At 71.7% G+C, this 24,208-nt stretch carries 16 protein-coding genes and 1 pseudogene; 10 read left to right on the top strand and 7 right to left on the bottom strand.

Annotated elements, in window-relative coordinates; all coding sequences use genetic code 11:
- Positions 1-5 precede the first annotated feature (5 nt).
- Entirely contained in the window at positions 6-1,124 is a 1,119-nt protein-coding gene (locus ACFYL6_RS08615; RefSeq protein ID WP_124778268.1) for a GuaB3 family IMP dehydrogenase-related protein, read from the top strand.
- A 70-nt stretch (positions 1,125-1,194) separates the two neighbouring features.
- Here ACFYL6_RS08615 and ACFYL6_RS08610 read toward each other — a convergent pair whose 3' ends face one another.
- A complete protein-coding gene (locus ACFYL6_RS08610; protein WP_387169300.1) occupies positions 1,195-4,512 on the bottom strand; it encodes a ThuA domain-containing protein in 3,318 nt (1,105 codons plus the stop codon).
- A 213-nt stretch (positions 4,513-4,725) separates the two neighbouring features.
- Positions 4,726-5,841: a sugar phosphate isomerase/epimerase family protein gene (locus ACFYL6_RS08605; protein WP_387169296.1), complete on the bottom strand. Its 1,116-nt coding sequence runs from the start codon at positions 5,839-5,841 to the stop codon at positions 4,726-4,728.
- A gap of 321 nt (positions 5,842-6,162) precedes the next feature.
- On the opposite strand from ACFYL6_RS08605, the gene ACFYL6_RS08600 reads away from it, so the two are divergent.
- Together ACFYL6_RS08600 and ACFYL6_RS08595 are read left to right on the top strand one after the other, a co-directional pair.
- The gene (locus tag ACFYL6_RS08600) at positions 6,163-7,590 is read left to right on the top strand and encodes a M1 family metallopeptidase (RefSeq protein WP_387169293.1); all 1,428 of its coding nucleotides are present in this window, start codon (positions 6,163-6,165) and stop codon (positions 7,588-7,590) included.
- Positions 7,591-7,700: 110 nt separating this feature from the next.
- Complete coding sequence (locus tag ACFYL6_RS08595; protein WP_387169290.1) at positions 7,701-9,158, top strand: M1 family metallopeptidase; 1,458 nt, start codon at positions 7,701-7,703, stop codon at positions 9,156-9,158.
- 7 nt (positions 9,159-9,165) lie between these two features.
- Here the strand turns inward: ACFYL6_RS08595 and ACFYL6_RS08590 are convergent, their stop codons facing one another.
- Positions 9,166-10,284 (bottom strand): LCP family protein, encoded by a 1,119-nt coding sequence (locus ACFYL6_RS08590; RefSeq protein ID WP_387169287.1) that lies wholly within the window; start codon positions 10,282-10,284, stop codon positions 9,166-9,168.
- Between the two features lie 145 nt (positions 10,285-10,429).
- On the opposite strand from ACFYL6_RS08590, the gene ACFYL6_RS08585 reads away from it, so the two are divergent.
- Both ACFYL6_RS08585 and guaA read left to right on the top strand, forming a co-directional pair.
- Positions 10,430-12,127: an FAD-dependent oxidoreductase gene (locus ACFYL6_RS08585; protein ID WP_387169284.1), complete on the top strand. Its 1,698-nt coding sequence runs from the start codon at positions 10,430-10,432 to the stop codon at positions 12,125-12,127.
- 66 nt (positions 12,128-12,193) lie between these two features.
- Positions 12,194-13,750 (top strand): glutamine-hydrolyzing GMP synthase, encoded by a 1,557-nt coding sequence (gene guaA, locus ACFYL6_RS08580; RefSeq protein WP_387169282.1) that lies wholly within the window; start codon positions 12,194-12,196, stop codon positions 13,748-13,750.
- Positions 13,751-13,757: 7 nt separating this feature from the next.
- Here the strand turns inward: guaA and ACFYL6_RS08575 are convergent, their stop codons facing one another.
- Positions 13,758-14,126 (bottom strand): PspC domain-containing protein, encoded by a 369-nt coding sequence (locus tag ACFYL6_RS08575; RefSeq protein WP_387169278.1) that lies wholly within the window; start codon positions 14,124-14,126, stop codon positions 13,758-13,760.
- Positions 14,127-14,269: 143 nt separating this feature from the next.
- Here ACFYL6_RS08575 and ACFYL6_RS08570 point away from each other — a divergent pair, with 143 nt between their 5' ends.
- From ACFYL6_RS08570 to ACFYL6_RS08560, 3 genes are all read left to right on the top strand, one after another.
- The gene (locus ACFYL6_RS08570) at positions 14,270-15,220 is read left to right on the top strand and encodes an NUDIX domain-containing protein (RefSeq protein ID WP_387169275.1); all 951 of its coding nucleotides are present in this window, start codon (positions 14,270-14,272) and stop codon (positions 15,218-15,220) included.
- Positions 15,221-15,718: 498 nt separating this feature from the next.
- Complete coding sequence (locus ACFYL6_RS08565) at positions 15,719-16,720, top strand: NUDIX domain-containing protein (protein ID WP_387169272.1); 1,002 nt, start codon at positions 15,719-15,721, stop codon at positions 16,718-16,720.
- Between the two features lie 345 nt (positions 16,721-17,065).
- Positions 17,066-18,016, top strand: coding sequence for a CDP-alcohol phosphatidyltransferase family protein (locus ACFYL6_RS08560; protein ID WP_387169269.1), 951 nt, complete (start codon positions 17,066-17,068; stop codon positions 18,014-18,016).
- A 58-nt stretch (positions 18,017-18,074) separates the two neighbouring features.
- On the opposite strand, the gene ACFYL6_RS08555 is transcribed toward ACFYL6_RS08560, so the two are convergent.
- The 3 genes and pseudogenes from ACFYL6_RS08555 to ACFYL6_RS08545 all read right to left on the bottom strand — a co-directional run bounded on the left by ACFYL6_RS08555 (position 18,075) and on the right by ACFYL6_RS08545 (position 21,950).
- Complete coding sequence (locus ACFYL6_RS08555; RefSeq protein WP_387169266.1) at positions 18,075-19,328, bottom strand: phosphatidylserine decarboxylase; 1,254 nt, start codon at positions 19,326-19,328, stop codon at positions 18,075-18,077.
- 604 nt (positions 19,329-19,932) lie between these two features.
- Positions 19,933-20,190, bottom strand: a pseudogene (locus ACFYL6_RS08550) (hypothetical protein); the annotation flags it as partial.
- Entirely contained in the window at positions 20,187-21,950 is a 1,764-nt protein-coding gene (locus tag ACFYL6_RS08545; RefSeq protein WP_387169263.1) for a PspC domain-containing protein, read from the bottom strand. The gene ACFYL6_RS08545 and the pseudogene ACFYL6_RS08550, both read right to left, overlap by 4 nt.
- Positions 21,951-22,105: 155 nt before the next feature.
- Here ACFYL6_RS08545 and ACFYL6_RS08540 point away from each other — a divergent pair, with 155 nt between their 5' ends.
- Together ACFYL6_RS08540 and ACFYL6_RS08535 are read left to right on the top strand one after the other, a co-directional pair.
- Positions 22,106-23,371: a PspC domain-containing protein gene (locus ACFYL6_RS08540; protein ID WP_366631783.1), complete on the top strand. Its 1,266-nt coding sequence runs from the start codon at positions 22,106-22,108 to the stop codon at positions 23,369-23,371.
- Positions 23,372-23,373: 2 nt separating this feature from the next.
- Positions 23,374-24,060 carry a response regulator transcription factor gene (locus tag ACFYL6_RS08535; RefSeq protein ID WP_088950154.1) on the top strand — a complete coding sequence of 229 codons (687 nt, stop codon included), beginning with the start codon at positions 23,374-23,376 and terminating at the stop codon, positions 24,058-24,060.
- Positions 24,061-24,208 lie beyond the last annotated feature (148 nt).

Raw genomic sequence — 24,208 nt, 5'->3', positions numbered from 1 at the left:
CCCCCATGCGTGACGTGGTCGAGATCGGGCTGGGCAAGACCGCGCAGCGCGGCTACCACCTGGACGACATCGCCATCGTGCCGAGCCGCCGTACCCGGGACGTCGACGACGTGTCGACGTCCTGGCAGCTCGACGCGTACCCGTTCGGCATTCCGTGCGTCGGGCACCCCTCCGACGCCACCATGAGCCCGTCCTCGGCGGTGCGCCTCGGTCAGCTCGGCGGCCTCGGCGTGCTCAACGTCGAAGGGCTGTGGACCCGGTACGAGAACCCGACGAAGGTGCTGGACGAGCTGGCCGGCCTGGACGAGGAGGCCCGCGCCACCAAGCGGCTCCAGGAGGTGTACGCCGAGCCGATCCGCCCGGACCTGATCGCCGAGCGGGTGCGTGAGCTGCGTGCCGGTGGCGGCACGGTGGCGGTGCGGGTCTCCCCGCAGCACACCCTCGCGTTGGCGCCGGTGATCCTGGACGCCGGGGTGGACATCCTGGTCATCCAGGGCACCATCGTCTCGGCCGAGCACGTGTCGACCACCGACGAGCCGCTGAACCTCAAGGAGTTCATCGCCGACCTCGACCTGCCGGTGATCGTCGGTGGCTGCACGGACTACAAGACGGCCCTGCACCTGATGCGTACCGGCGCGGCCGGCGTGATCGTGGGCATCGGTGGTGACGAGTGGTCGACCACCGAGTCGGTGCTGGGCATCCGGGTGCCGATGGCCACCGCGATCGCCGACGCCGCGGCGGCCCGCCGTGACTACCTGGACGAGACCGGCGGCCGGTACGTGCACCTGATCGCCGACGGTGACATCCAGACCTCGGGCGACATCGCCAAGGCGCTCGGCTGCGGCGCGGACGCGGTGATGCTCGGTGAGCCGCTGTCGCTGTGCGACGAGGCCCCCGCCGGTGGTGCCTGGTGGCACTCGGCGGCGAGCCACCCGTCGCTGCCCCGGGGTGCGTTCGAGGTCTCCGGTGAGCCGCTCGGGTCGATGGAGCAGCTGCTCTTCGGGCCGGCGGACGAGGCCGACGGTCAGCTCAACCTGTTCGGTGGGCTGCGTCGGGCGATGGCCAAATGCGGTTACCGCGACCTGAAGGAGTTCCAGAAGGTCGGTCTGGTCCTCGACCGCTGACCGATCCGTCAGACGCCGGAAGGCCGGCCCCGCGACACTGCGGGGCCGGCCTTCGTCGTACCGGGGGGTGTCAGCCCTCGGTGAACTCGACCCAGTTCAGGTTGGCGAGGCCGCTGGTCGGGCCGCCGGGTACGGCGGTGAAGACCAGGTAGAGCCGGTGCGCTCCGGCGGGCTGGTCCACCGGCACGGTGGTGCTGGTGAAGACGGAGTTGCCCGTGGTCGCGTTCAGCGCCGCCGTGGCGACGACCGGACCGGTCGGCGAGTCGAGTCGTAGCTCCACGCCGGCCCGGGGGGTGCCGGCGGTGGCCGCCGAGCCTCCCGAGTGCCGCAGCGTCACTGTGGACACCCCGCCCAGGTTGATCGGGTCGAAGGCGACGTGGTCGCCCGGGTCGATCCCGCTGACGTGCTGGCCGCCGCCGGTGTCGCCGGTGGTCGCCACCTCCACACCCTGCCTCACCTGGGCGTTCTCGGCCTGCTGGCGAGGGGTTTGGATGATCGCTTGGCCGACCGTGGTGAGTGCGGCCTGGCCGCCACCGCCGAGGTCGGTGTAGGAGGCGCTTATCCCGCCGTACAGGTAGCCACCGGCGTGGTCACCGCCGTCGGCGGGGGTGGCGAGGGTGCCGGTGCAGCCGGTCGTGGAGCTGTCCGGGTGGCCGTGGCTGTCGTGGCCGAGGACGAAGGTGACGGTCACCCGTGCGCAGTCCACCGGCCCGTCCTCGGGGTCGGTCACCGTGACGGTGAACGGCACGGTCTCGCCCCAGGTGAAGAAGCTGCCGGACACCGGGGAGGTGACGGTCACCGTGGGCGCGGTGTTGCCGACCACGATCTCCTTGGTGAGGACCGCCGTCTTACCGCTGGAGTCGGTCACCGTCAGCTTCGCGGTGTACGTCCCGTTGGCGGTGTAGGTGAACGACGGGTTGGGGTCGGCCGAGTCGACGGTGCCGTCGCTGGTGAAGTCCCAGGCGTACGAGATGGACTCGCCCGGGTCGGGGTCGTGGCTGCCGGCCGAGGAGAACCGCACGGTCAGTGGCGCGGTTCCCGACGTCGGGGTGGCGTCGAGTTTCGCCACCGGAGACCGCTTGCCCTTGACGTACCGGATCACGGACAGCTGTGCGTCCGGGTTGGCACGGAAGAAGCCGTCGCCGTACTCCAGCAGGTAGAGAGAGCCGTCGGGGCCGAACTCCATGTCCATCGGGTTGTCGAAGACGACGCCCGGCAGGAACTGCTCGACGCCGGTCAGGGTGCCCCGGCCGTCGGTGCGCATCATGAAGATCTTGTCTCGGGTGAACTCACCGAACACCACCGCGTTCTGGTAGTACTCGGGGAACTTCACCTCCGACGTCGACGCCGGGTCGTACGAGTAGATCGGACCGCCCATCGGGCCGACGCCACCGGTGCCGATCACCGGCCACTTGAAGTCGCAGCCGGCCGCCGGGGTCTCCAGGTACGACCCGGCACACGGGGTACGCGCGTCGAACGTGTACCAGAACTGCGGCTGCTCGACCTTCGGAAGCACACGCAGCCCGGTGTTACGCGGTGAGTCGTTGACCGGGGCGCCGCAGTTGAACGGGGCTCCCGAGGTGCGGGTCACGAAGTCGAAGTCGATGTACGGCAGGCTCGGTGAGTAGCAGTAGGGCCAGCCGTAGTTGCCGGCCTTGTTGGTGGCGAACCAACGGCCGGTGCCGTCGGGTCCCCGGGTGGCGTTGGGGACACGCGAGTCCGGCGAGTAGTCGCCGACGTAGACCATGCCCTTGGCGTCCACGTCGTACCGGAAGGGGTTGCGCAGCCCCATCAGGAAGATCTCTGGGCGGGTCTTCCCGGCGGTGTCGTTCTCCTCGGGGAAGAGGTTGCCGTTGGGGACGGTGTACGTGCCGTTGGCCCGTACCTTGATCCGCAGCAGCTTGCCGCGCAGGTCGTTCGTGTTGGCGGCGGAGCGCTGCGCGTCGTAGCCGGGGCCCTGGGTGGGTGACTCGTTGATCGGGGTGTACCCGTCGGAGCCACCGGCGTTGGTGTCGTCCCCGGTGATCAGGTAGAGCAGACCCTTGCCGTCGAACTTGATCTCGCCGGCCACGTGGCAGCAGATGCCGCGGTCCACGTCGACCCGGAGGATCTGCTGCTCGGTGCTCATGTCCAGGTGTGGGGTGGGGGAGTCCACCAACTTCACCCGGGAGAGCTGGTTGTAGCCCTTGAACTTGTTCCACACGGTCGGGTCGGTGGAGGTGGCCGGGGCGTCGCCCTCGTTGACTCCGGGGGTGGCCGGGTCGTCGACCGGGGTGTTCAGCTTCGGCGCGTAGTAGATGTAGACCCACTTGTTCGTCGCGAAGTCAGGGTCGATGGCCACCGACTGGAGGCCGTCCTCGTCGTGCTGGTACACGTCCACGGTGGTGATCACCGGGCTGGCGCCGGTGGCCGGGTCGTAGAGCCGCACCTCACCGCCCCGGGTGTTGTGCAGCACCCGGCCGTCGGGGAGCACGGCCAGCGACATGGGCTCGCCCGGGTCGTCGTTGAGGGTGACCTTCTCGTAGTTACCGAGCACCGTGGCGCCGCAGTCGCCCTCGACCACGCCGGCGGACCACTGGATGCCGCCGAGCAGGTGCTCGCGGAACCTCGCCGAGCGGTACGTCTCGATGCTGTGCCCGAGCCCGGTGTAGAAGGAGCGGCCACCCTGGTGGTCCTTGCACCAGGTGACCGGGTGGTCGTACCCCATCGCGCCACCGGCGTAGGTCTTCTCGTCGACCGTGGCCAGCACGTGCGCGGTGCCCCGGACGTTGCGGTTGAAGTTGTACCACTCCTCGGTGAGGGTGAGCGTGCGCGGCAACGTCTCGGTGGCCGGGTGGGCCCGGTCGGCCACGTCCACCACGCCACGGACGGCCGGTGAGGCGCCGGCAACCTTCGCGCCGACCAGGTCCTGGTAGAAGGCCCAGTCCGGCTCGGTCTCGGCCGCCGCGTGTACGCCCACGTAACCGCCGCCAGCCTTGACGTACGCCTCGAAGGCCGCTTCCTGGCTGGCGTTGAGCACGTCGCCGGTGGTGTTGAGGAAGACCACCGCACGGTACTTCGCCAGCTCGGCGGCGGTGAACACAGCGGAGTCGCGGCTCACCGTGACGGTGAAGTCGTTCGCCTGGGCCAGTTGCCGGATGGTCTCGACGCCGTCGGGAATGGACGCACGACGCTCACCGGCGGTCTTGGTGAAGACCAGCACCCGGTAGGTCTGCGGGGCACGTGCGGTCGAGCGCAGCGCGGCTGGTCCGTTCTCCGCCACGGCCGGCGTGGTCGGGGCCGCGTCGTCTGTCGGTGCGGCGGTCGCGGGGACGGCGGAGGTGAGGGGGATGGTGAGGAGCAGTCCAGCGGCGACGGCGAACCATCGTCGTCCGGTCGGTCGGGGCATCGGTTCCTCCGGTGGTCGGCAGACGCGCGGCATCCCCAGCCCGTGGAGGGCCGGCAGCACGTCTGCGTGGGGGATGGACCGGGCGCGTCCGTCGCCGAACGGGAGGCGCTGGGTGAGGGGGCCGGTGTCGACCGGGCCCGTCACCGAGAGCCGGCGCGGTGGCCGGCGGAGGGGGCGCGACCGGTGTCCGTCGGACACCGGTCGCGCCGGGGATCACTTGTCGACGTAGATGGTCAGGTCGGACATGTTGCGGTAGCTGGTCGCCGCGAAGTCCAGCGACTGGCCCTTGTTGTCCGTGCCGCCGGGGGCGGTGTCCATCTCCCAGTTGGCGTGGTGGAAGTTGCGCTCGCCGATGGTCTGGAAGAACTGCTGGAAGTTGAGGTCGCCGTCGCCCAGCGGGGTCATCTGGTAACCGTTGGGGACGCTGGTGTCCCGGTCGCCGTCCTTGGCGTGGAAGAGCGGGAACCGGGTGGTCCGGTCGGCCACGGTGAGGATCGGGTCGAACAGGTCGGTCACCTCCTGGCCGGCCGGGTTGACGTACTTCTGGTGCTTGTAGCGGGCCACGTAGGCCCAGTAGATGTCCAGCTCGAAGAAGACGTACCGCGGGTCGGTGATCTCGAAGAAGTACTCCAGCCGGCGGATGCCGGAGGACCGGGTCTGCCGGCCCTGGGCGTCGCGTGGGCCCCGGTCGATGAGGAAGCTGTACGCGGCGTCGTGGTTGTGCGTGTAGAGCCGCATGCCCCGGGCCCGGGCCTGCCGGCCCAGCTCGTTCCAGATGTCCGCGGCGGCGTCCCACTCGGCCTTGTACGCGCTGCTGGTCGGGTCGCTGCCGGTGCCGATGTTCTTCATGCCGAGTTCCTCGGCGATGTCCAGTTGTTGCTGGAAGGTGGCCGGCTGGATCGAGGCGTGGGTGCCGTTGGCCACCAGGCCGTTGTCGTCCAGGATCTTGCGGATCTCGGCGGGGGTGATCTGCCGACCGAGGATCTCGGTGCTCTGGGTGTAGCCGGCGAACTCGATCTCCTTGTAGCCGATCTCGGAGAGCCGAGCGAGGACGCGCTCGAAGCCGTACGGCACCCCGCTGTCGTCGGGCGCGGCGGTGATCCGGTCGCGGACGCTGTAGAGGATGATGCCGCGGTTCTTGGCCGGGATCAGCGGCTCGACCCGCAGCTTGCTCCCGGTGCCGGGGTTGGCGAGCGCCGGGGTGCCGGTGGCGAGGACGGGTAGGCCGGCCGCGCCGATGGCGGCGGCAGCCCCGGCGGAGGCGGCGAGCAGGGACCGGCGGCTGAGCCGGCCGGTGGGGGTGGCGTCGGGGGCGGTGTGGTCTGGCATGGTTCCACCTTTCGCGACGGCGGTTGCCGTCGATGACGATCAGCAGAGGGCGACGAGATCCGGTCGCGGGGCGCCGCCGAGCGCCCGTTGCGCGTGTTGGGCCAGGACGGAGGGGTCGTCCCGGCCGTGATCGGCTTGAATGTGCCGAGCACGTTACATCTTGGAGACAGACACTAACGTCGGTCTAAGTCGAAAGAAAGTGTCGATCGACGGTAACTTTTGCTTGATTCAACGAAAGTAACTGATGATCGTCGATACGGGCTGCCTGGCCGGTGGCGCTGACTACGCTCTTCCTGACCGGAGGTACCGCAGGGGGTGTGCATGGTCCGGACCGGACGGAGATCGGCCGGCAGTCGCTCGGCCGCCGTCGCCGCCGCTGCGCTGACCTGCGTGATCGCAATGGTGGCCACCGGATGTACGGGCGACGACCGCGACGGCTTCCGGCCCGGTGCGGCCGACGTCGGCGACCCGTACGTGGCGGGGCACGGCAACGGCGGCTACGACGTCGGGCACTACGACCTCGACGTCCGCTACGACCCGTCGACCGACCGGCTGACCGGTCGAGCCGTCATCACCGCCACCGCCACCCAGGACCTGTCCCGGTTCAACCTGGACCTGGTCGGCCTGGAGGTCCGGGCTGTCGACGTGGGTGACGCGGCGGCCGAGCACCGGCGCGGCGACGGCGAGTTGGTGGTGACGCCCCGCGACGGCCTGCCGCGCGGTCGGCAGTTCACTGTGACTGTCGAGTACGCGGGCGTCCCCACGGCCGTCGACGACGGGGCGCTGGGCAGCGGTGGTTTCCTGCACACCGCCGACGGCGCGGTGGCGCTCGGCCAACCCGACTCGGCCGCCACCTGGTTCCCGGTCAACGACCACCCGTCCGACAAGGCCACCTACGACCTGGCGGTGACCGTTCCGGACGGCCTGGCCGCGCTGAGCAACGGCGTACCCGGGCCGAAGAGCAGCGCCGACGGCTGGACCACCTGGCGCTGGTCGGAGCGCGCCCCGATGGCCAGCTACCTGAGCACGCTGGTGATCGGTGACTACCGGGTGGCGACCAGCACGCACGCCGGCCGTCCGATGGTCACGGCGGTGGCCGCAAGCCTGCCGGCGACCGGCGGCGCGGCCACCTCGCTGGCCCGCACCGGCGCGATCGTCGACTTCCTGGCCAGCCGCTTCGGCCCGTACCCGTTCGACTCGTACGGGGGGATCGTGATCGCCGACGACCGGATCGGGTACGCGCTGGAGACCCAGTCCCGGCCGGTCTACGGGCCGGCCTTCTTCTCCGACGACCAGCCGAACCCGAGCGTCGTCGCGCACGAGCTGGCGCACCAGTGGTTCGGCGACAGCGTGTCACTGACCAGGTGGGGCGACATCTGGCTCAACGAGGGCTTCGCCAGCTACGCCGAGTGGCTGTGGGAGGAGCACGACGGCGGCCGGACCGCCCAGCGCAACTTCGAGATCCAGTACGCGGTGACCGACTGGGCGCAGCCGTCGGTCGAGCCGGGCAGGGAGCAGATGTTCGGCACGGCCGTCTACAAGCGCGGGGCCCTCGCCGTGCACGCGTTGCGCCGGACCGTCGGTGACGACCTCTTCTTCCGCATCCTGCGCACCTGGACCAGCGAGCGGGCGGCCGGCAACGCGACCACCGCGGACCTCGTCGCGCTGGCCGAACGGGTCGCGCAGCGGCAACTGCGTCCGCTCTTCGACGCCTGGTTGGTGGGTGGGTCGGCCCCCACACTGCCGTGACCCGCCCCCGCTGCCCGGTCGATATGCTGCCGCCTGCGAACGGCGGGTAGGTGCCCGTTCGCGCGGAGCGGCGGAGGCCGTGACCGGCCACCGTGCGGAAAGGGTGTGGGATGCGGGGGACGCGGCACAGACTGCGAATGGGTGCCGGCCTGCTGGTGACCGGTGCGCTCGCACTGTCCGGATGCGACTCGACAGCCCCGGAGACGGCGCTACCACCGAGTGCGTCCCCCACGCCGTCGCGGACGTTCACCGCGGGCGCCGACGGGGTCGGCGACGCCTACTTCCCCACCTACGGCAACGGCGGCTACGACGTCGCGCGGTACACGGTGAAGGCGCGCTACGACCCGGCCAAGGACCAGTTGACGGGTACGACCACCGTGCGGGCCACCGCGACCGCCGACCTGTCGACGTTCAACCTCGACCTGGCCGGCCTGACCGTCAGCGCGGTCACCGTGGACGGCGCACCGGCGACCCACAGCCGCAAGCGGAACGAGCTGGTGATCAAGCCGGCTTCCGGCCTGATCAACGGCAACGGGTTCGTCGCCGAGATCACCTACGCCGGCAAGCCGAAGCCGCTGAAGAACGAGACGCTCGGTGACGGCGGCTTCCTGCACACCGCCGACGGTGCCATCGCGCTGGGCCAGCCCGAGTCGGCCAGCACCTGGTTCCCGGTCAACGACCACCCGTCGGACAAGGCGGCCTACGACTTCGAGGTCACCGTTCCGGACGGCCTGACCGCGATCAGCAACGGCGTTCCCGGCGGCAAGGCCAGCACGGGCGGTTGGACCACCTGGAAGTGGTCGGAGAAGTCGCCGATGGCCAGCTATCTGAGCACGCTGGTGATCGGCAAGTTCCGGATCACCACCGGCGAGCACAAGGGCCGCCCGGTCTACAACGCGGTCGCCACCACCGTGGCCAAGGGGAACGCGGACGCGTCCATCGCGCGGACCGTCGAGGTGGCCGACTACCTGGAGAGTGTGTTCGGGCCGTACCCGTTCGACGCGTACGGCGGGGTGGTGATCTCCGACAGCCGGATCTCCTACGCCCTGGAGACGCAGAGCCGACCGGTCTACGCGGCGAGCTTCTTCCGGCAGGGCGAGAACACCGAGGTCGTCGCCCACGAGTTGGCGCACCAGTGGTTCGGCGACAGCGTCGCGCTGGCCAAGTGGGAGGACATCTGGCTCAACGAGGGCTTCGCGACGTACGCGGAGTGGCTCTGGGCCGAGCACACCGAGGCGTACACCGCCAAGGAGGCGTTCGACAGCCGGTACGCCGAGATGTCCGCGCAGGTGTGGAGGACGCCGCCGGGCAAGCCGGGTGCGGAGAAGCTGTTCAGCGAGTCGGTCTACCAGCGCGGCGGGATGACCCTGCACGCCCTGCGGGTGGCCGTCGGCGACAAGGCGTTCTTCGAGATCGTCAAGACCTGGGCGGCGGAGAAGCGCGACGGCATCGCCACCACCGCGGAGTTCGTGGCCCTGGCCGAGCGGATCTCCGGCAAGCAGCTCGACGCGATCTTCGACGCCTGGCTCTACGGCACGGAGAAGCCCGACCTGCCCAAGCGGCTCTGAGCGGCGGTCAGTTCTTCACGACCAGTTTGGGGTGGGCGGCCAGGTACGCGTCGGCGCGGCCGGCGCGCAGTTCGGTGAGGAACGTGCGGCCCTCGGTGGTCAGCTGTTCGCCTCGGTAGGCGCTGCCCTTGCCGACACCGGAACCGGGCAGCCCGACCAGCGTGAAACGGTTCTCCGGCAGGCCGCTGAGGGCGTACGCGATGTCGACGATCCGGCGCCCGCCCACGTAGACCAGCGTGTCGCCCAGCGCGGAGACCACCTGGTCGACGCGTTCCGGTTGCCGGGCCAGGCCCTCGTCCAGGATCTTGCGGGTCATTGCCCGGATCAGCTGCTGCTGGTGACGCTGCCGCGCGTAGTCACCGCCGGTGATGTAGCGCTGCCGCGCGTAGTCCAGCGCCTGCCAGCCGTTGAGGTGCCGGTCGCCCTTCTCGTAGACCTGCTGCGGCCCCTTGTACCCGCCCGGCGCGCTCTCCCGGTACTTGCCGTCCGGTCGGCGGTGCAGCGACTCGACCCGCTGGTCGACGTAGATGTCCACCCCTCCCAGGGCGTTCACCAGCCGGTCGAACCCGTTGAAGGTGAGCACCGCGCCCGCGTCGATGCGTAGCCCGGTGTAACCGCTGACCGTGCTGCGCAGCAGCTCGTACCCCTGGGCCGTGCTGGGTTGTTTGGGTTTGCCCGGCACCCGGCTGCCGAAGCTCATGGCGTGCGTGAGCTTGGTCTTGCCGCCCTTGTAGCCGGCCTTCGGGAACGCCGGGATGTCCACCAGGAGGTCGCGGGGGAGCGAGAAGAGGTACGCCCGACCCAACCCCTTGGGTACGTGCAGCACCAGCACGGCGTCACCGTGCGGCTCCCAGCCGGGCACGCTGACCCGGGTGTCCACTCCGACCAGCAGCAGGTTGAGCGGGCCGGTGATGTCCGCGCCCGGCGGCGGACCGCTGGGGCTCGGGGTCGGCGTGGCGACCGGTGACGGGGTGGGTGACCCGGCCACCGGCGCGCCGCCCGGCTTGTTGTCGCCGGTCAGCCGGGTGATCACCACCGTGCCGGCCGCGACCAGCGCGACGACGGCGAGGGCCGCCAGCCCCAGCAGCAGCCACCGTCGGCGCGGCGCCATCGACCCGAGAACCATCTTGGATTCCTTCCACCCGTCTGGTGAACAACGCTCCGACGGGTGCTCCCGGTTGCGGCCGGGAGGCGCCGGGTCGGTCGGCCGGAGCATGATCGCGCGAAAAGTGCCGCTGGCGCGAGCGCTACTCGCGAGTAATGATGCGTTCATGCGGTACGACGTGGTCGTCATCGGGTCCGGCTTCGGTGGCAGCGTCACCGCGCTCCGACTGGCCGAGAAGGGTTACTCGGTCGCGGTGCTGGAGGCCGGCCGCCGCTTCGCCGACGACGAGTTCCCGCAGACGTCCTGGCGGGTCCGCCGGTTCCTCTGGGCACCGAAGCTGGGCTGCTACGGCATCCAACGACTCACCCTGCTCCGCCCGGCCGACCGACGGTCCGGCGGCGGGGTGCTGGTGCTCTCCGGCGCCGGGGTGGGCGGCGGTTCACTGGTGTACGCGAACACCCTCTACGAACCGCTGCCGGCCTTCTACGACGACCCACAGTGGCGGGACATCACCGACTGGCGCGACGAGTTGGCCCACCACTACGACCAGGCGAAACGGATGCTCGGCGTCACCACGTACCCCGTGCACACCGGCGCGGACCGGGCCATGCGCGCGGTGGCCGAGCGGATGGGGGTGGGGCACACCTTCCACGCCACGCCGGTGGGCGTGCACATCGGCCGGCCCGGCCAGCGGGTCGCCGACCCGTACTTCGGCGGCGCCGGCCCGGAACGCACCGGCTGCCTGCACTGCGGCTCGTGCATGACGGGCTGCCGACACGGGGCGAAGAACACGCTGGTCAAGAACTACCTCTGGCTCGCGGAACGGCTCGGGGTCACGGTCCGTCAGTTGACCACGGTGACCGCGGTCCGGCCCGCCGACGGCGGCGGGTACGAGGTGCACACCGAACGCACCGGCGCCTGGCTGCGCAAGTGCCGGCAGGTCATCCACGCCGACCAGGTGGTCTTCGCCGCCGGGGCGCTCGGCACCCAGCGGCTGCTGCACGCGATGCGGGCCGACGGGGCGCTACCCGGTCTCTCGCCCCGCCTCGGCGAGCTGACCCGGACCAACTCGGAGGCCATCCTCGGCGCCTCGGTGCCCCGCCAACGGGCCCGGTCCGAGCGGTTGGACTACACCGAGGGGGTGGCCATCACCAGTTCGTTCCACCCCGACCCGCAGACACACATCGAGCCGGTCCGCTACGGGCGGGGCTCCAACGCGATGGGGCTGCTCCAGTCGCTGCTTGTCGACGGCGGCCCGCACCGGGTACGCCGCTGGCTGGGCAGCATCGTGCGGCAGCCCCGGTTGGCCGCGCGGATGCTGTCGGTACGCGGCTGGTCGGAACGGACGGTGATCGCCCTGGTCATGCAGTCGGTGGACAACTCGCTGACCACCCGGTGGCGGCGTGGCCCGCTCGGCCGCAGGTTGGTCACCGGCCCGGGCCACGGCACGCCCAGCCCGACCTGGATCCCGGCCGGCAACACCGCGGCCCGGATGCTCGCCGACGAGATCGGTGGCACCCCCGGCGGGTCACTCACCGAACCCTTCGACATCCCGATGACCGCGCACATCCTCGGCGGGGCGGTCATCGGGGCCACCCCGGCCGACGGGGTGATCGACCCCTGGCACCGGGTGTACGGGCACGTCGGGCTGCACGTGGTCGACGGCGCCGCGGTCTCGGCCAACCTGGGCGTGAACCCCTCCCTGACGATCACCGCGCAGGCGGAACGGGCGATGTCCTACTGGCCCAACCGGGGCGAGCCGGACCCCCGCCCGGCGCTCGGCTCGCCGTACCGCCGCCTCGCACCCGTACCCCCGCGGGACCCGGCCGTCCCGGCGGACGCCCCGGGCGCGCTGCGTTCCTGAACGCCGCCGGCCTCCACGGCGAGCCGGTGCCGGGAGCGGCCGTGACTGTCGGTAGGCTTCGTGCACATGAGCCTGCCTCGCCCCGTCCTCGTGGTGGACTTCGGAGCCCAGTACGCCCAGCTCATCGCCCGCCGGGTCCGTGAGGCGAAGGTCTACTCCGAGATCGTGCCGCACTCGATGCCGATCGCCGAGATGCTGGCGAAGAACCCCGCCGCGATCATCCTCTCCGGTGGCCCGGCCAGCGTCTACGCCCCCGACGCGCCGCAGATCGACGCGGGCGTGTTCAACGCCGACGTGCCGGTCTTCGGCATCTGCTACGGCTTCCAGGCGATGGCCCAGGCGCTCGGCGGCACGGTCACCCGGACCGGCAACCGGGAGTACGGCGGCACCCCGCTGCGCCCCCGCCTCCTCGACCCCGGTGTGCTGCTGCGTGACCTGCCGGCGGACCTGCCGGTCTGGATGAGCCACGGCGACTGCGTCACCGAGGCGCCCGAGGGCTTCACGGTGACCGCCGAGTCGGCGGGCGCGCCGGTCGCCGCATTCGAGGACCTGGCCGGGCGTCGGGCCGGCGTGCAGTTCCACCCGGAGGTCGGGCACACCGCGCACGGTCAGGAGATGCTGACCCGCTTCCTCTACGACATCGCCGGCATCGAGCCGACCTGGACGCCCGAGAACATCATCGACGAGCAGGTTGCGCGGATCCGCGCCCAGGTCGGCGACAAGGAGGTCATCTGCGGCCTCTCCGGCGGGGTGGACTCCGCCGTCGCGGCGGCGCTGGTGCACAAGGCGGTCGGTGACCAGCTCACCTGCGTCTTCGTCGATCACGGTTTGCTGCGCGCCGGCGAGGCCGAGCAGGTGGAGAAGGACTACGTCGCCGCCACCGGCATCAAGCTGAAGGTGGTCGACGCCACCGACCGGTTCCTCGGCGCGCTCGCCGGGGTGATCGACCCGGAGCAGAAGCGCAAGATCATTGGTCGGGAGTTCATCCGGGTCTTCGAGGCGGCGGCCCGCGAGATCGCCGCCCACGGCGACGTCGAGTTCCTCGTCCAGGGCACCCTCTACCCCGACGTGGTGGAGTCCGGCGGCGGCACCGGCACCGCCAACATCAAGAGCCACCACAACGTCGGCGGTCTCCCGGAGGACCTGAAGTTCGCACTGGTCGAGCCGCTGCGCACCCTGTTCAAGGACGAGGTCCGGGCGCTCGGCCTCCAGCTGGGCCTGCCCGAGGCGATGGTCTGGCGGCACCCGTTCCCCGGCCCCGGCCTGGCCATCCGGATCATCGGCGCGGTCGACCAGGAGCGCCTCGACCTGCTCCGCCAGGCCGACCTGATCGCCCGCGAGGAGCTGACCGCCGCCGGCCTCGACCGGGGTGTCTGGCAGTTCCCGGTGGTGCTGCTCGCCGACGTGCGCAGCGTCGGAGTGCAGGGAGACGGGCGCAGCTACGGGCACCCCGTGGTGCTGCGCCCGGTCTCCAGCGAGGACGCGATGACCGCCGACTGGTCCCGGCTGCCCTACGAGTTGGTGGCCCGGATCTCCACCCGGATCACCAACGAGGTCGCCGAGGTCAACCGGGTGGTCCTGGACGTCACCAGCAAGCCGCCGGGCACCATCGAGTGGGAGTGAGCGCCGCTCAGGCGGCCGGCGGCGTGCTGGACGGGGTCGTCGGCGGGTAGGACGGCGTCGGGGCGTACCCCTGCGGTGGCCCGCCGGGCGCGGGCCCGGCGGTGGGCGGCGGGCCGTGCTGCGGCGCGACGCCCGCGGCGTGCGGCCAGACCGGCGCGCCGGTGGGCTCCTCCGGCATCAGGAACCACATGATCGGGTACGCGAACAACGCGAGCCCGCCGGTGAGCAGGCCGGTGACCGCGAAGATCACCCGGACCAGGGTGGGATCGACGGCGAAGTAGCGGCCGACGCCGCTGGCGACCCCCGCGACCATGCGGTCGGTGGTGGGTCGCCGAAGCTGCTTGTACGGGGCGCGGGGAGCGGTGGTCGATGTCATACCCCTACCGTCCGCGCTGGCGCCCGGCCCGCCCTCGGTGACCGCCCGGATCCTTACCCTGACCAATCCCTGATCGGGATCAGACAGTCAGGAATCCGACTCTTTTCCGTTCCGGTAACCCGGCCCGGGGAGAATTTGCTTCCGTGACCACCTTGCTCAAGCCGCTCCGCAGGATCGCGGCATACGCAGTTTGTGCTGATTCAAGCGGCCGAGTCTTGCTGGTCCGCGCATCGGAGCATTCCGGCACCCCCGGGGCGTGGTCGCTGCCCGGCGGGGCCGTCGACCACGGCGAGGACCCGAACCACACGGTCGTTCGCGAGACCGCAGCCGAAACCGGCCTCTCGGTCGCCGTCACCGGCCTGGCCGACGTGCTCGCCGACATGCGGGCACTCCCGGACCGGGGCATCACCATCCACACCGACCGGCTGATCTACCGGGTCGCCGTACGCGGCGGCACCCTCGCCGACCGGGTCGGCGAACGCCCCACCGACCTGGCCCGGTGGTACACCCTCGACGAGGCGCGCGAGCTGCCGCTGCGCTCGTTCACCGCACGCGCCCTCGGGCTGCCCGCTTCCTCGGCCGACGTGGTGCCCGACGAGGCACCCGAGTTCCCCTCCTTCTACGCCGTGCCCGGCCCCGACGGGCTGCACCGGGCCCAGCGCTTCGCCGCGTACGCGGTCTGCACCGACCCCGACGGCCGAGTGCTGCTCACCCGCATCTCCGACGGCTACCCCGGCGCCGGCTGCTGGCACCTTCCCGGGGGCGGCACCGACTACGGCGAGCAGCCCGGCGCGGCACTCATCCGAGAGCTGATCGAGGAGACCGGCCAGGCCGGCCGCCTCGTCGAACTACTCGGAGTCGCCAGCCACCGCGACGCCGCCTCGCTCGGCCCCGAGGGCTACCCGATCGACTGGCACGGCGTACGCGCCTTCTACCGGGTCGTCGTCGACCAGCCCAACCCGCTGACCGTGGCCGACGTGGGCGGCTCCACCTGCGAGGCCCGCTGGTTCGGCCGCGAGGAGTTGGGCGCCCTCCCCACCGACCGCCTCACCGAGGTGACCGCCGAAGCAGTCCAAGCGGCCCAACTCACCTGACCCCGCCCGGTCTCCGCGATGGGCCGCCGGCGGTACGCCGCGCCGCCGGCCGCGCCCACGTCCGGCATGACCTGTCAGCCGCCCTCGCGGCCTGCGGCTCGTGTCAAGATCGTGCTCGAACCATGATGTAGTGGCCTCACCGACGCGCCGATGCCACTACATCCCGGATGTTGCGCGATCTTGGGCTCGGGACGCCGCGCAGGCGCATTCGCACGGGCGTTACGGGCGGCCAATCGTTGGCCCCACCCTAGCCAGCCGGTGATCCACTCGGCTTCACGGAAGTCGCGCTTTCCACCTCGCTTGGACGCCGCGCCTTCCGTGAACCCGAGTCGATCACTGTGGGTACTCCCTGGGCCGCGAGCCGTGCTCGGCTCGCCAGCTCTACAAGTCTGTCCGCGCACCGCCTCGCGTTGATCATGAAGTTATTGTCAGGGGCGGGATGGATGGCGATAACTTCATGATCAACGGGTCTGGGGTGCGAAGCCGGGGGTGGCAGGGGTGCAATTGACGCGGCGGGTCGGGGCCTATGGGCTTGTCTGGGATGCGGGCCGGGTCCTGGTGGTTCGGGACGGGGTGGAGGGTGAGTTTCCCGAGCTCTGGAGGTTGCCGGGCGGTGCCGTTGGGCATGCTGAGGACCCGAAGCACGCCGTGGTCCGCGAGGTTGCCGACCAGGCCGGGCTGACGGTGACGGTGACCCGGCTACTCGCTGTGGTTGCCGATGTCGCCACCTTCCCGGAGGACAAGATCGCCCTGCACACCGACCGGCTGTTGTTCGAACTCGACCCGCCCCCCGGCGCACAGCCCGAGGGTGTGCCCCACGGAGCGCGGGCCGAGGGCATGCCCCGCGCCGCGCGGCCCGAGGGCGTGACCCACGCCGCGCGGGCCGAGGGCGGGTTGCGGGGCGTCGCGGCTGCTCTGGTTGATCAGGCTTGCTGGCTTCCGCTGGCGGAGGTGGCGCAGTTGCCGCTGACCCCGTTCACCGCCGAGGCGCTCGGCCTGCCGGTCACCCCACTGCCGCCCGGGGCGCGCCGGTCGCGGGACCCGTTCCCCCCGACGCATCCTGATCGTCGGCTGCGCTTCGGGGCGTACGGGCTGGTCACCGATCCCGCTGGGCGGATCCTGCTCACGCAGATCGCGGAGGGCTATCCGGGGGCCGGTCTGTGGCATCTGCCCGGTGGTGGCACCGATCACGGTGAGCAGCCGGCCACCGGGTTGCTGCGGGAGTTGGTCGAGGAGGGTGGGCAGGTGGGTCGGGTCGTGGAGCTTCTCGGGGTCAACAACCTGCACAATCCTGCCGCACTGGGCCCGGAGGGCCGGCCTCTGGACTGGCATGGCGTACGGGTGATCTATCGGGTGCTGGTGGACGTACCTACTGACGCGGTGGTCACCGAGTCCGCCGGCGGGTCGACGGCGCGGGCGGGTTGGTTCACCCGGGCCGAGGCGGCTGACCTGCCGTTGAGCGACATCGCTGCCGTGGCAATCGGACAGAGTGGCCGATAGCACGCCGCTCGGTGAGCCGAGATGGTGACCCTCCGGTACAGTCAAAGGCGGGAATGATGGAGGAAACGGGCGATGAAGCCCGGGATGGGAACAAGCGAGCGGTTCGAGCGGTTTAAGCCAGATACAAGTACCGCCGGCAGCTATCGCCAAGCCATGTTCCCCTATGCGATGGTGTACTCCGCAAAACGGCTGCCGGGCCATGCAAGGTCCGGCACGAGACAGCCGGACACCCGCCACTTGGCGGCCAGCAGATCCGGTGATGGAGGAAACGTGCCGAGAGCCCCATGGCGCCGGCGTCGTACTACTGACAGTCCGCGCCCCGCAGGGCGTCGCTGGGCGGGCCGGTTGCGCCGCAGCAGCACGTTCGCCCGCCAGGTGCTGTTGGTCCGGGTGGGTCGCCGCGACGGCGACCTGCATCCGGGTGACCTGGCCCCGACCGAGCACCGGTACGCCGACCGGCAGCGTCGTCGCTACGGCCTCGACCGGCTGAGCCGGCCGACACTGGGTGTGGACCCGACACTGGGCCTGGACCGGGCGGGCGTCGAAGCGGTCATGCCGGTCAGCCCGGCCATGCCGCCGATGATGCAGGCCGATGAGGTCGGGACGATCCCGCTGCTCCCCGGCGAGCGCACCATGGCGCGCCGGATGAAGTTCGGCCTGGTGAATGCCTGCACGCTGGCCAGCCTGATGCTCGGCATGCTGGCCATCTTCCTGGCCATGCAGGGCGAGGTGCGCATCGCGGCGCTCTGCCTGATCGCCTGCGTCGGCTTCGACGGTCTGGACGGCGCGCTGGCCCGGCGGCTCGGTGTGGCCAGCCCGTTCGGCGCACAGATGGACTCACTGGCCGACATGTGCTCGTTCGGCCTCGCCGCCCCGGTCGTGGTCTACGCCTCGCTCGCCGGCTCCGTCTCCACGGCCGCGGCGGCGGTGGCGTGCGCGCTGGTCGCGGCATGTGCCGCGATCCGGCTGGCCCGCTTCAACGTGTCGCCGAAGGACGGCCGGTTCTTCTGCGGCGTGCCCACCACCATGGCGGCCGCCGTGCTCGCCGTGACCGTGGCGATCGGCCTGCCGGTGCCCGGCGCCGTGCTGGTCGCCGGGGTGGCGTTGCTGGCCTTCGCGATGGTGTCGAGCTTCCCGTACGCCAAGCTCGCCCGTCTGGTGAAGCTGCCGCCGTGGCTCTGGTTGGCTCCGGTGATCGGCGCGCTCGTCGACATCCGGCTCACGTTCGCCCTGATCGTGGTGGGCTACCTGGTCAGCGGGCCGGTTCTCTGGCTGCGGCAGCGTCGTACCGCCTGATCTGAGCAATACGGAACGGGGCGCCGCGGACAGCGGCGCCCCGTTCTGCGTTCGCGGGTCAGCGCCAGCGGGCGATGACCGTGGACCCACCGACCACCTTGTCGCCCGGCCCGACCAGCGGGTCCGCGGCCTCGGCGGGCAGGTAGACGTCGGTCCGGGAGCCGAACCGGATCAGCCCGAAGCGCTCGCCCTTGGCCAGCAGCGCGCCGATCGGCGCGCGCTGCACGATCCGGCGGGCGATCAGCCCGGTCCGCTGCGCGACCACCACCGTGCCGCGAGCGGTGTCCAGCACGGTGTACGCGGCGACGTTGTGCTCGGCGTCCGGCTTCATCGCGTTGACGAAGCCGCCGTCGGCGACGAAGTAGTCCACCACCTTGCCGGCGACCGGGGCGCGGTTGACGTGTACGTCCAGCACCGACAGGAACACGGCGATCCGTAGCCACTCGCCGTCGCCGAAGCGCTCGTCGTGCAGCCGCTGCACCGACAGGACCTTGCCGTCCGCGCTGGCGACCACGGCGCTCGGGTCCTCCGGCACGTCCCGCTCGGGATCCCGGAAGAACGCGGCGACCGGCCCGGCGGCGAGGGCCGGCAGCAGCCATAGCTTGGACGACGGGCGCGCCACCCGGGTCAGCGCCGCGAGGCCCAGTGCGATGCCTGCCGCCGCCACGCCGTTGGAGTCGATGTGCATGCCCCGGGTCACCGGCACACTCGACGGCCGGTACGCGGGGGCCAGGCTGTCGGCCGTGGCCGGGCTGGCCGGAGTGAACCTCAGTCGGTAGACCCGCACCGGTGGGGAGTTGCGCAGCACCAGGTCGGCACCGACGCCGTAGAGGGCGTCCTGTCGGGCCAACTCGGCGGCGGCGCCCTCGGTCCGGCCGGGCGTGGCGACGGTCGCCGCGCTCAGCACCGCCCCGTCGGTCAGGTACTTGGCCAACCCCTCGATGCCGCTGCGGGTCTCCTCGGCGGTGCCGGTGAACACCTCGCCGGCGATGACGACCCCGGCGGCCTCGGCTTCGGCCAGCGTGTCGACGACGCTCACCCGGTCGGCGACCCAGCGGCCCTGGGCGGTGACGTGCTCGCGGAGCGCCGCGGCACCGAACGGCTCGGCCGGCACCACGGTGAGTCGGTCACCGGGGAGCAGCGCCTCGACCGCCGCGGCCAGCACCGCGGAGTCCGGGTTCACCCCGACCAGCAGGGCGGCCTTGGCGTCGTTGATCCGGGCCAGCTCGGCGACGAGGGTACGGGCGGCTCGCTCGCCGATGCGGACCGGACCGGACCGGCCGGTGGTACGCACGGCGGGGGACTGGGTCATGTCGGGCGGGCTCCTGACGGGGGTAGAGACGGGAATCGCGGCGGGACCGCCATGGGCGGGACGGGCCGGCCGGCGGAGGCGAGATCTCCACCGGCCAGCATATGCGTCCGTCCGCGCCGGCCGCACCGCCGTGGGGATGCGGTGGACCGACGCGGCCAGGTGCCCGAGGTCAGGCGTCCCTGCGCGGACCCTCCCGCTCGTCGCCCGGCTGGTCGCCGGTGGCCTCGACCGGTTGGTTGGACCGGGTCGGCTCGTCCTCCTCGAACGGCGTCGGGCGGGCGAGGGTCCCGATGGTGGGCTCCTCGTCTGCGTTGCCGGGTTGGCCGGGGACGGGCTCGGTCGGCGGCTCCGACGGCGGATGTGCCAGCCAGGCCGGGTGGATCACGTCGGTGGCCGGCGCATCCTCCCCCCGCACCTCGGTGGTCGGCGTCTGCAGCGTCGGGTCCGAGGAGAGCGTCCGGTCCGCGGTGAGCGTCGGGTCCGCGGCGGGAGCGTCCCAGGTGGACCGTTCGGCTTCCCAGACCGGCAGGGCCGCGCCGGAGGTCGACGTGGCGGCACCGGAGACCGGCACGGGCGTACCGGAGACGGGTGCGTCGGAGACGGACGTGCCGGAGACCGGCGCGACGGCCTCGGCGGCACCGGCGGTACCGGCCTCGACGGTCGGCTCCGGTTGGCTCGGCCGACTGGAGCGTAGTGCGCCGACCAGCCCGAAGACCCCGATCAGGATGAGTGCGCCGGCCAGGAACCAGCCGACCGGCGGCAGCGCGAGCCCGAGCAGTTGGGCGAGCAGCCACCAGGCGGACAGCGCCAGGAACACGAGCCCGAACGCGAACGACACCAGATCCGTGCGGTGAGCCTTCACCGGGTCACCTCCAGGTTGCCGGCATTGACGTGGATGTAGAGGCGCAGGGTCCCGCCGCCGGGCCCGTCCGCGCCGACGTCGGTGGATTCGCGCAGGCGACCGTCCAGCCCGCCGGAGCGGTTGCCGAAGATGGTGGCGTCACCGGCGTTGACGTCGGCCACGGTGGTGACGTCCACGTTCGGCGGCACGACAACTGTCGCCTGGCCGAAGTTGACGGCCACGGTCACCTGGCTGTCCCGTTTCGCGAAGTCGATCCCGCGCAGGTCGAGCACGGCGTCACCGAAGCTGTTCTCGTACCGGTCGGCCAGGTCGCGGTAGTCGGTGGGCGCCCAGGTCACCGCGCCGTCGACACCCCGAATCCGGTCGTAGGACTCGGCGACGGTCGCCGTGCCCAGCGCCGCCGCGGTCACCAGACCGAGCGCGATGAGCCAGCGGGCCCGCCCGAACCACGTGCCGACCAGCAGCCCCAGCGCGATCGTGGTCAGCGCGGCCGCGAAGTACGCCGAGGCGCTGATGGCGAAGACGTCCAGCAGGTCGAGCAGGGCGACCAGACCGAGCACCAGGAAGATCAGCGAGAAGGTCACCGCGCCGAGCGGCGACCGCTCCTTGGGGCGCTTCGGCGGCTTCGGTGGCTTGGGCGGGGCGGGCGCGGCCGGGGGTGGGGACGCGTACGGGCCGTGCGGCGCGAACGGGGCCCGGTAACCGGAGGGCGGCGGGGCGGTCGGATAGCCGGCCGGGGCAGCGGGCGTGCTGCTCACCGGTGCCGACGGCCAGCCGGCGCTCGGCATCGCGGCGCTCGGCCAGCCGGTTTGGGCGGCCGTCGTGCCGGCCGGGTGCCCGGACACCGGGCCCATCCCGGACACCGGCTGCGTCGAGCTGGTCGGCGACGCGTCGTACGCCGGGATGGTGACGGTGGACGCTGCCCCCGTCGTCGCGGTGGCGTACCCGGGATCGGTGCTGAACATCGGCGGAGTCACCGCCGGGCCGGTCGACGGCGCCGCGCCGTACGGCCAGGTCACCGGCGGCACGACCGGACCGGCCGGGTTGCCGGGCGGTGCGGCGGGCGGCGGACCGCCCGGGGTACCGGGACGTGGGTTGCGGCCGTCCCGGTTGAGCAGGAGCGCGCCGGCGACCAGGATGGCCGCGCCGAGCAGCACCGCGCGGAAGGCGTCGGTGACGATGTACGCGAAGCTGGCCGCGACCAGGATGCCCAGGACGATCACCGTCACCGGGGACATGCTGGAGCGACCGCGTCCGAGCATGGACTCGACCGGGGACGCGGTGTCGCCCTCGTTCGGGATGATCAGCCAGGCGGCGACGTACACCAGGATGCCGATGCCCCCGAAGAAGCCGAGCACCGCGAGCAGCACCCGCCAGAGCACCGGATCGGTGTTGGTGGCGCGTCCGATCGCCGCGCAGACGCCGGCCAGATACCGCCCCTCGCGTGGTCGGACCAGCCCGTACCGTGAGGTGAAGCCGGTGCCGCCCAGCGGCGGTGGCGGCGTGGACGGACCGGGACCACCCGGCCCGTAGCCGGTGCCCGCCGCGAACCCCGGGCCTGGGCCGTAGCCTGCCGTGGGCGGCGCGTAGGCGTCGGCCGGATCGCCGGGCGTGGTGTCGGCGGTCGCGTCGGTGCCAGCGTGCGGACCGAACGTGCTGGGCTCGGGCCGTTCGGTGGGCGTGGTGGCGGGCGGCGGCGGTGCTGAACCGCCCGACTGTGCCGACCCCGGTCGGGGCGGCGGGGCAGCTTCCTCGGTCATGCTTCGATCCTGCTGCCCGGTCCACCCGAACGACCTCAGGACCCGACCCTGACCCCACCCTGAGATCCGGCGGCCGGAATGTCGGGGGCGTCCCCGTGGTCGTGGACGCCGCAGCGTGTGACGATCGAGTCACCGACCTCGACCTGTCCGCCACCGTGACCAGGGAGCCCCCGATCAGCACCGTGACCTCGCCCCCGCGCCTCTACCGCGCCCCGGAGCACCGGATGGCCGCCGGCGTCGCCGCCGGTATCGCCGACCATCTCGGCATCTCGGTGCTGCGGGTGCGCGTCGCGTTCATGGTCCTGCTCGGGCTGAGCGGGCTCGGCCTGCTGCTCTACGCGGCCTTCTGGGCGGTGGTGCCGCTGCGCCCCGGTGACACCGCGGTGCCGCCCCGGCGGGATGTCGCCCAACTCCTGCCGTTCGTGGGGATCGGGCTCGGTGTCCTGTTGATCCAGGTGATGGTTTTCGACTCGGTCGGCGCGGCGGGCACCGCCGGTTGGCTGGTGGCCATCATCGCGGTCGGCGCCGGGGTGATCTGGCACCAGTCCGCGCCCGAGCGGCGGCGACAGTGGGGCGACGCGATGCCGGTGCCGTGGCTCGGCGCGGTCGTGGAGGAGAGCGACCGGCGGGCCTTCGTGCTCCGGTTCATCGGCGGGGGAGTGCTGGTCGCGGTCGGCATCATCGGCGTCGCGGCCGTCTACTCGCCCGCACAGAACTTCGACGCCGTGATCAATGGCGTGATCTTCGCGCTGGTGGGGCTGGCGGGCGTCGGCGTGGTCGCCGCGCCGGTGCTCTGGCGGACGTACAGCCAGCTCCGCTCGGAGCGCGAGGGGCGCATCCGCGAGCAGGAGCGGGCCGAGTTGGCCGCCATGGTGCACGACCAGGTGCTGCACACGTTGGCCCTGATCCAGCGCAACGCCAGTGACGTCAAGACGGTGCAGCGGCTGGCCCGAGGGCAGGAGCGTTCTTTGCGCAACTGGCTCTACAAGCCGACCGCGTCGCCGAGCGAGCGCTTCGCCGCCGCTCTGGAGCAGGCCGCGGCCGAGGTCGAGGACACCTTCGCGATCAGCGTGGAGACGGTGGTGGTGGGGGACCGGGAGACCGACGAGAAGGTCGGCGCGCTGGTCGCGGCGGCGCGGGAGGCGTTGGTGAACGCGGCCCGGCACGCCGGCGTGCAGACCGTGTCGCTCTACGCCGAGGTGGAGCCGGATCAGGTCAGTGTCTTCGTCCGGGACCGGGGGAAGGGCTTCGATCCGGATACCGTGGAGGACCACCGGCACGGCGTACGCGGCTCGATCATCGGGCGGATGAAGCGGCACGGCGGACGGGCCGAAATCCGGTCCGGCCCGGGGGAGGGGACCGAGGTCCGGTTGATCCTGCCGATCTCCCGGGACTCGTCCGCAGCGGAGAGGAACAGATGACCATGGCCGAGCAGTCGACCGAGCACCTCGACCCGGCGGAGGCCCGCCCCGAGCGGCTGCGGGTGTTCCTGGTGGACGACCACGCCATGTTCCGAGCCGGGGTGCGCGCGGAGTTGGGCGCCCACGTCGAGGTGGTGGGCGAGGCGAGCACGGTGGCCGAGGCGGTCACCCGGATCGCCGCCGTCGGCCCGGACGTGGTGCTGCTCGACGTGCACATGCCCGACGGCGGTGGTCGCGCGGTGCTGGAGGCGATGCGGCGTACGCACCCGCAGGTCAAGTTCCTCGCGTTGAGCGTCTCCGACGCGGCGGAGGACGTGATCGGGCTGATCCGTGCCGGCGCCCGCGGGTACGTCACCAAGACCATCTCCCCGGACGAGCTGGCTGCCGCGATCCGTCGCGTGGCCGACGGGGACGCGGTGTTCAGCCCACGGCTGGCCGGGTTCGTGCTGGACGCCTTCGCGGCCCGGCCGGACGCACCGGTGGCCGACCCGGAGCTGGACCAGCTCACCAACCGTGAGCGGGAGGTGCTGCGGCTGCTGGCCCGGGGGTACGCGTACAAGGAGATCGCCAAGGAGCTGTTCATCTCCATCAAGACGGTGGAGACGCACGTGTCGAACGTGCTGCGCAAGCTTCAGATGTCCAACCGCTACGAGCTCTCCCGCTGGGCGGCGGATCGCCGCCTTGTGTGACGGTGTGTCGCCAGCGGCGAGGATCAGAGAAACGTCCGGCGCACCCTCGTACACCTAGCCGGTGATCGTGTCCGGGTAGCCGTAGGGGCCCTCATCCGGACGGGTCGAAACATGAGTGGTGACGGACGTCCCACCGGGCCCGGCTGGA

This window comes from Micromonospora sp. NPDC007208, from assembly GCF_042869175.1.
Classification (GTDB): domain Bacteria; phylum Actinomycetota; class Actinomycetes; order Mycobacteriales; family Micromonosporaceae; genus Micromonospora; species Micromonospora foliorum.
Note: the sequence above shows the minus strand (reverse complement) of the source record. Positions and strands in the feature narration are given on the sequence as shown.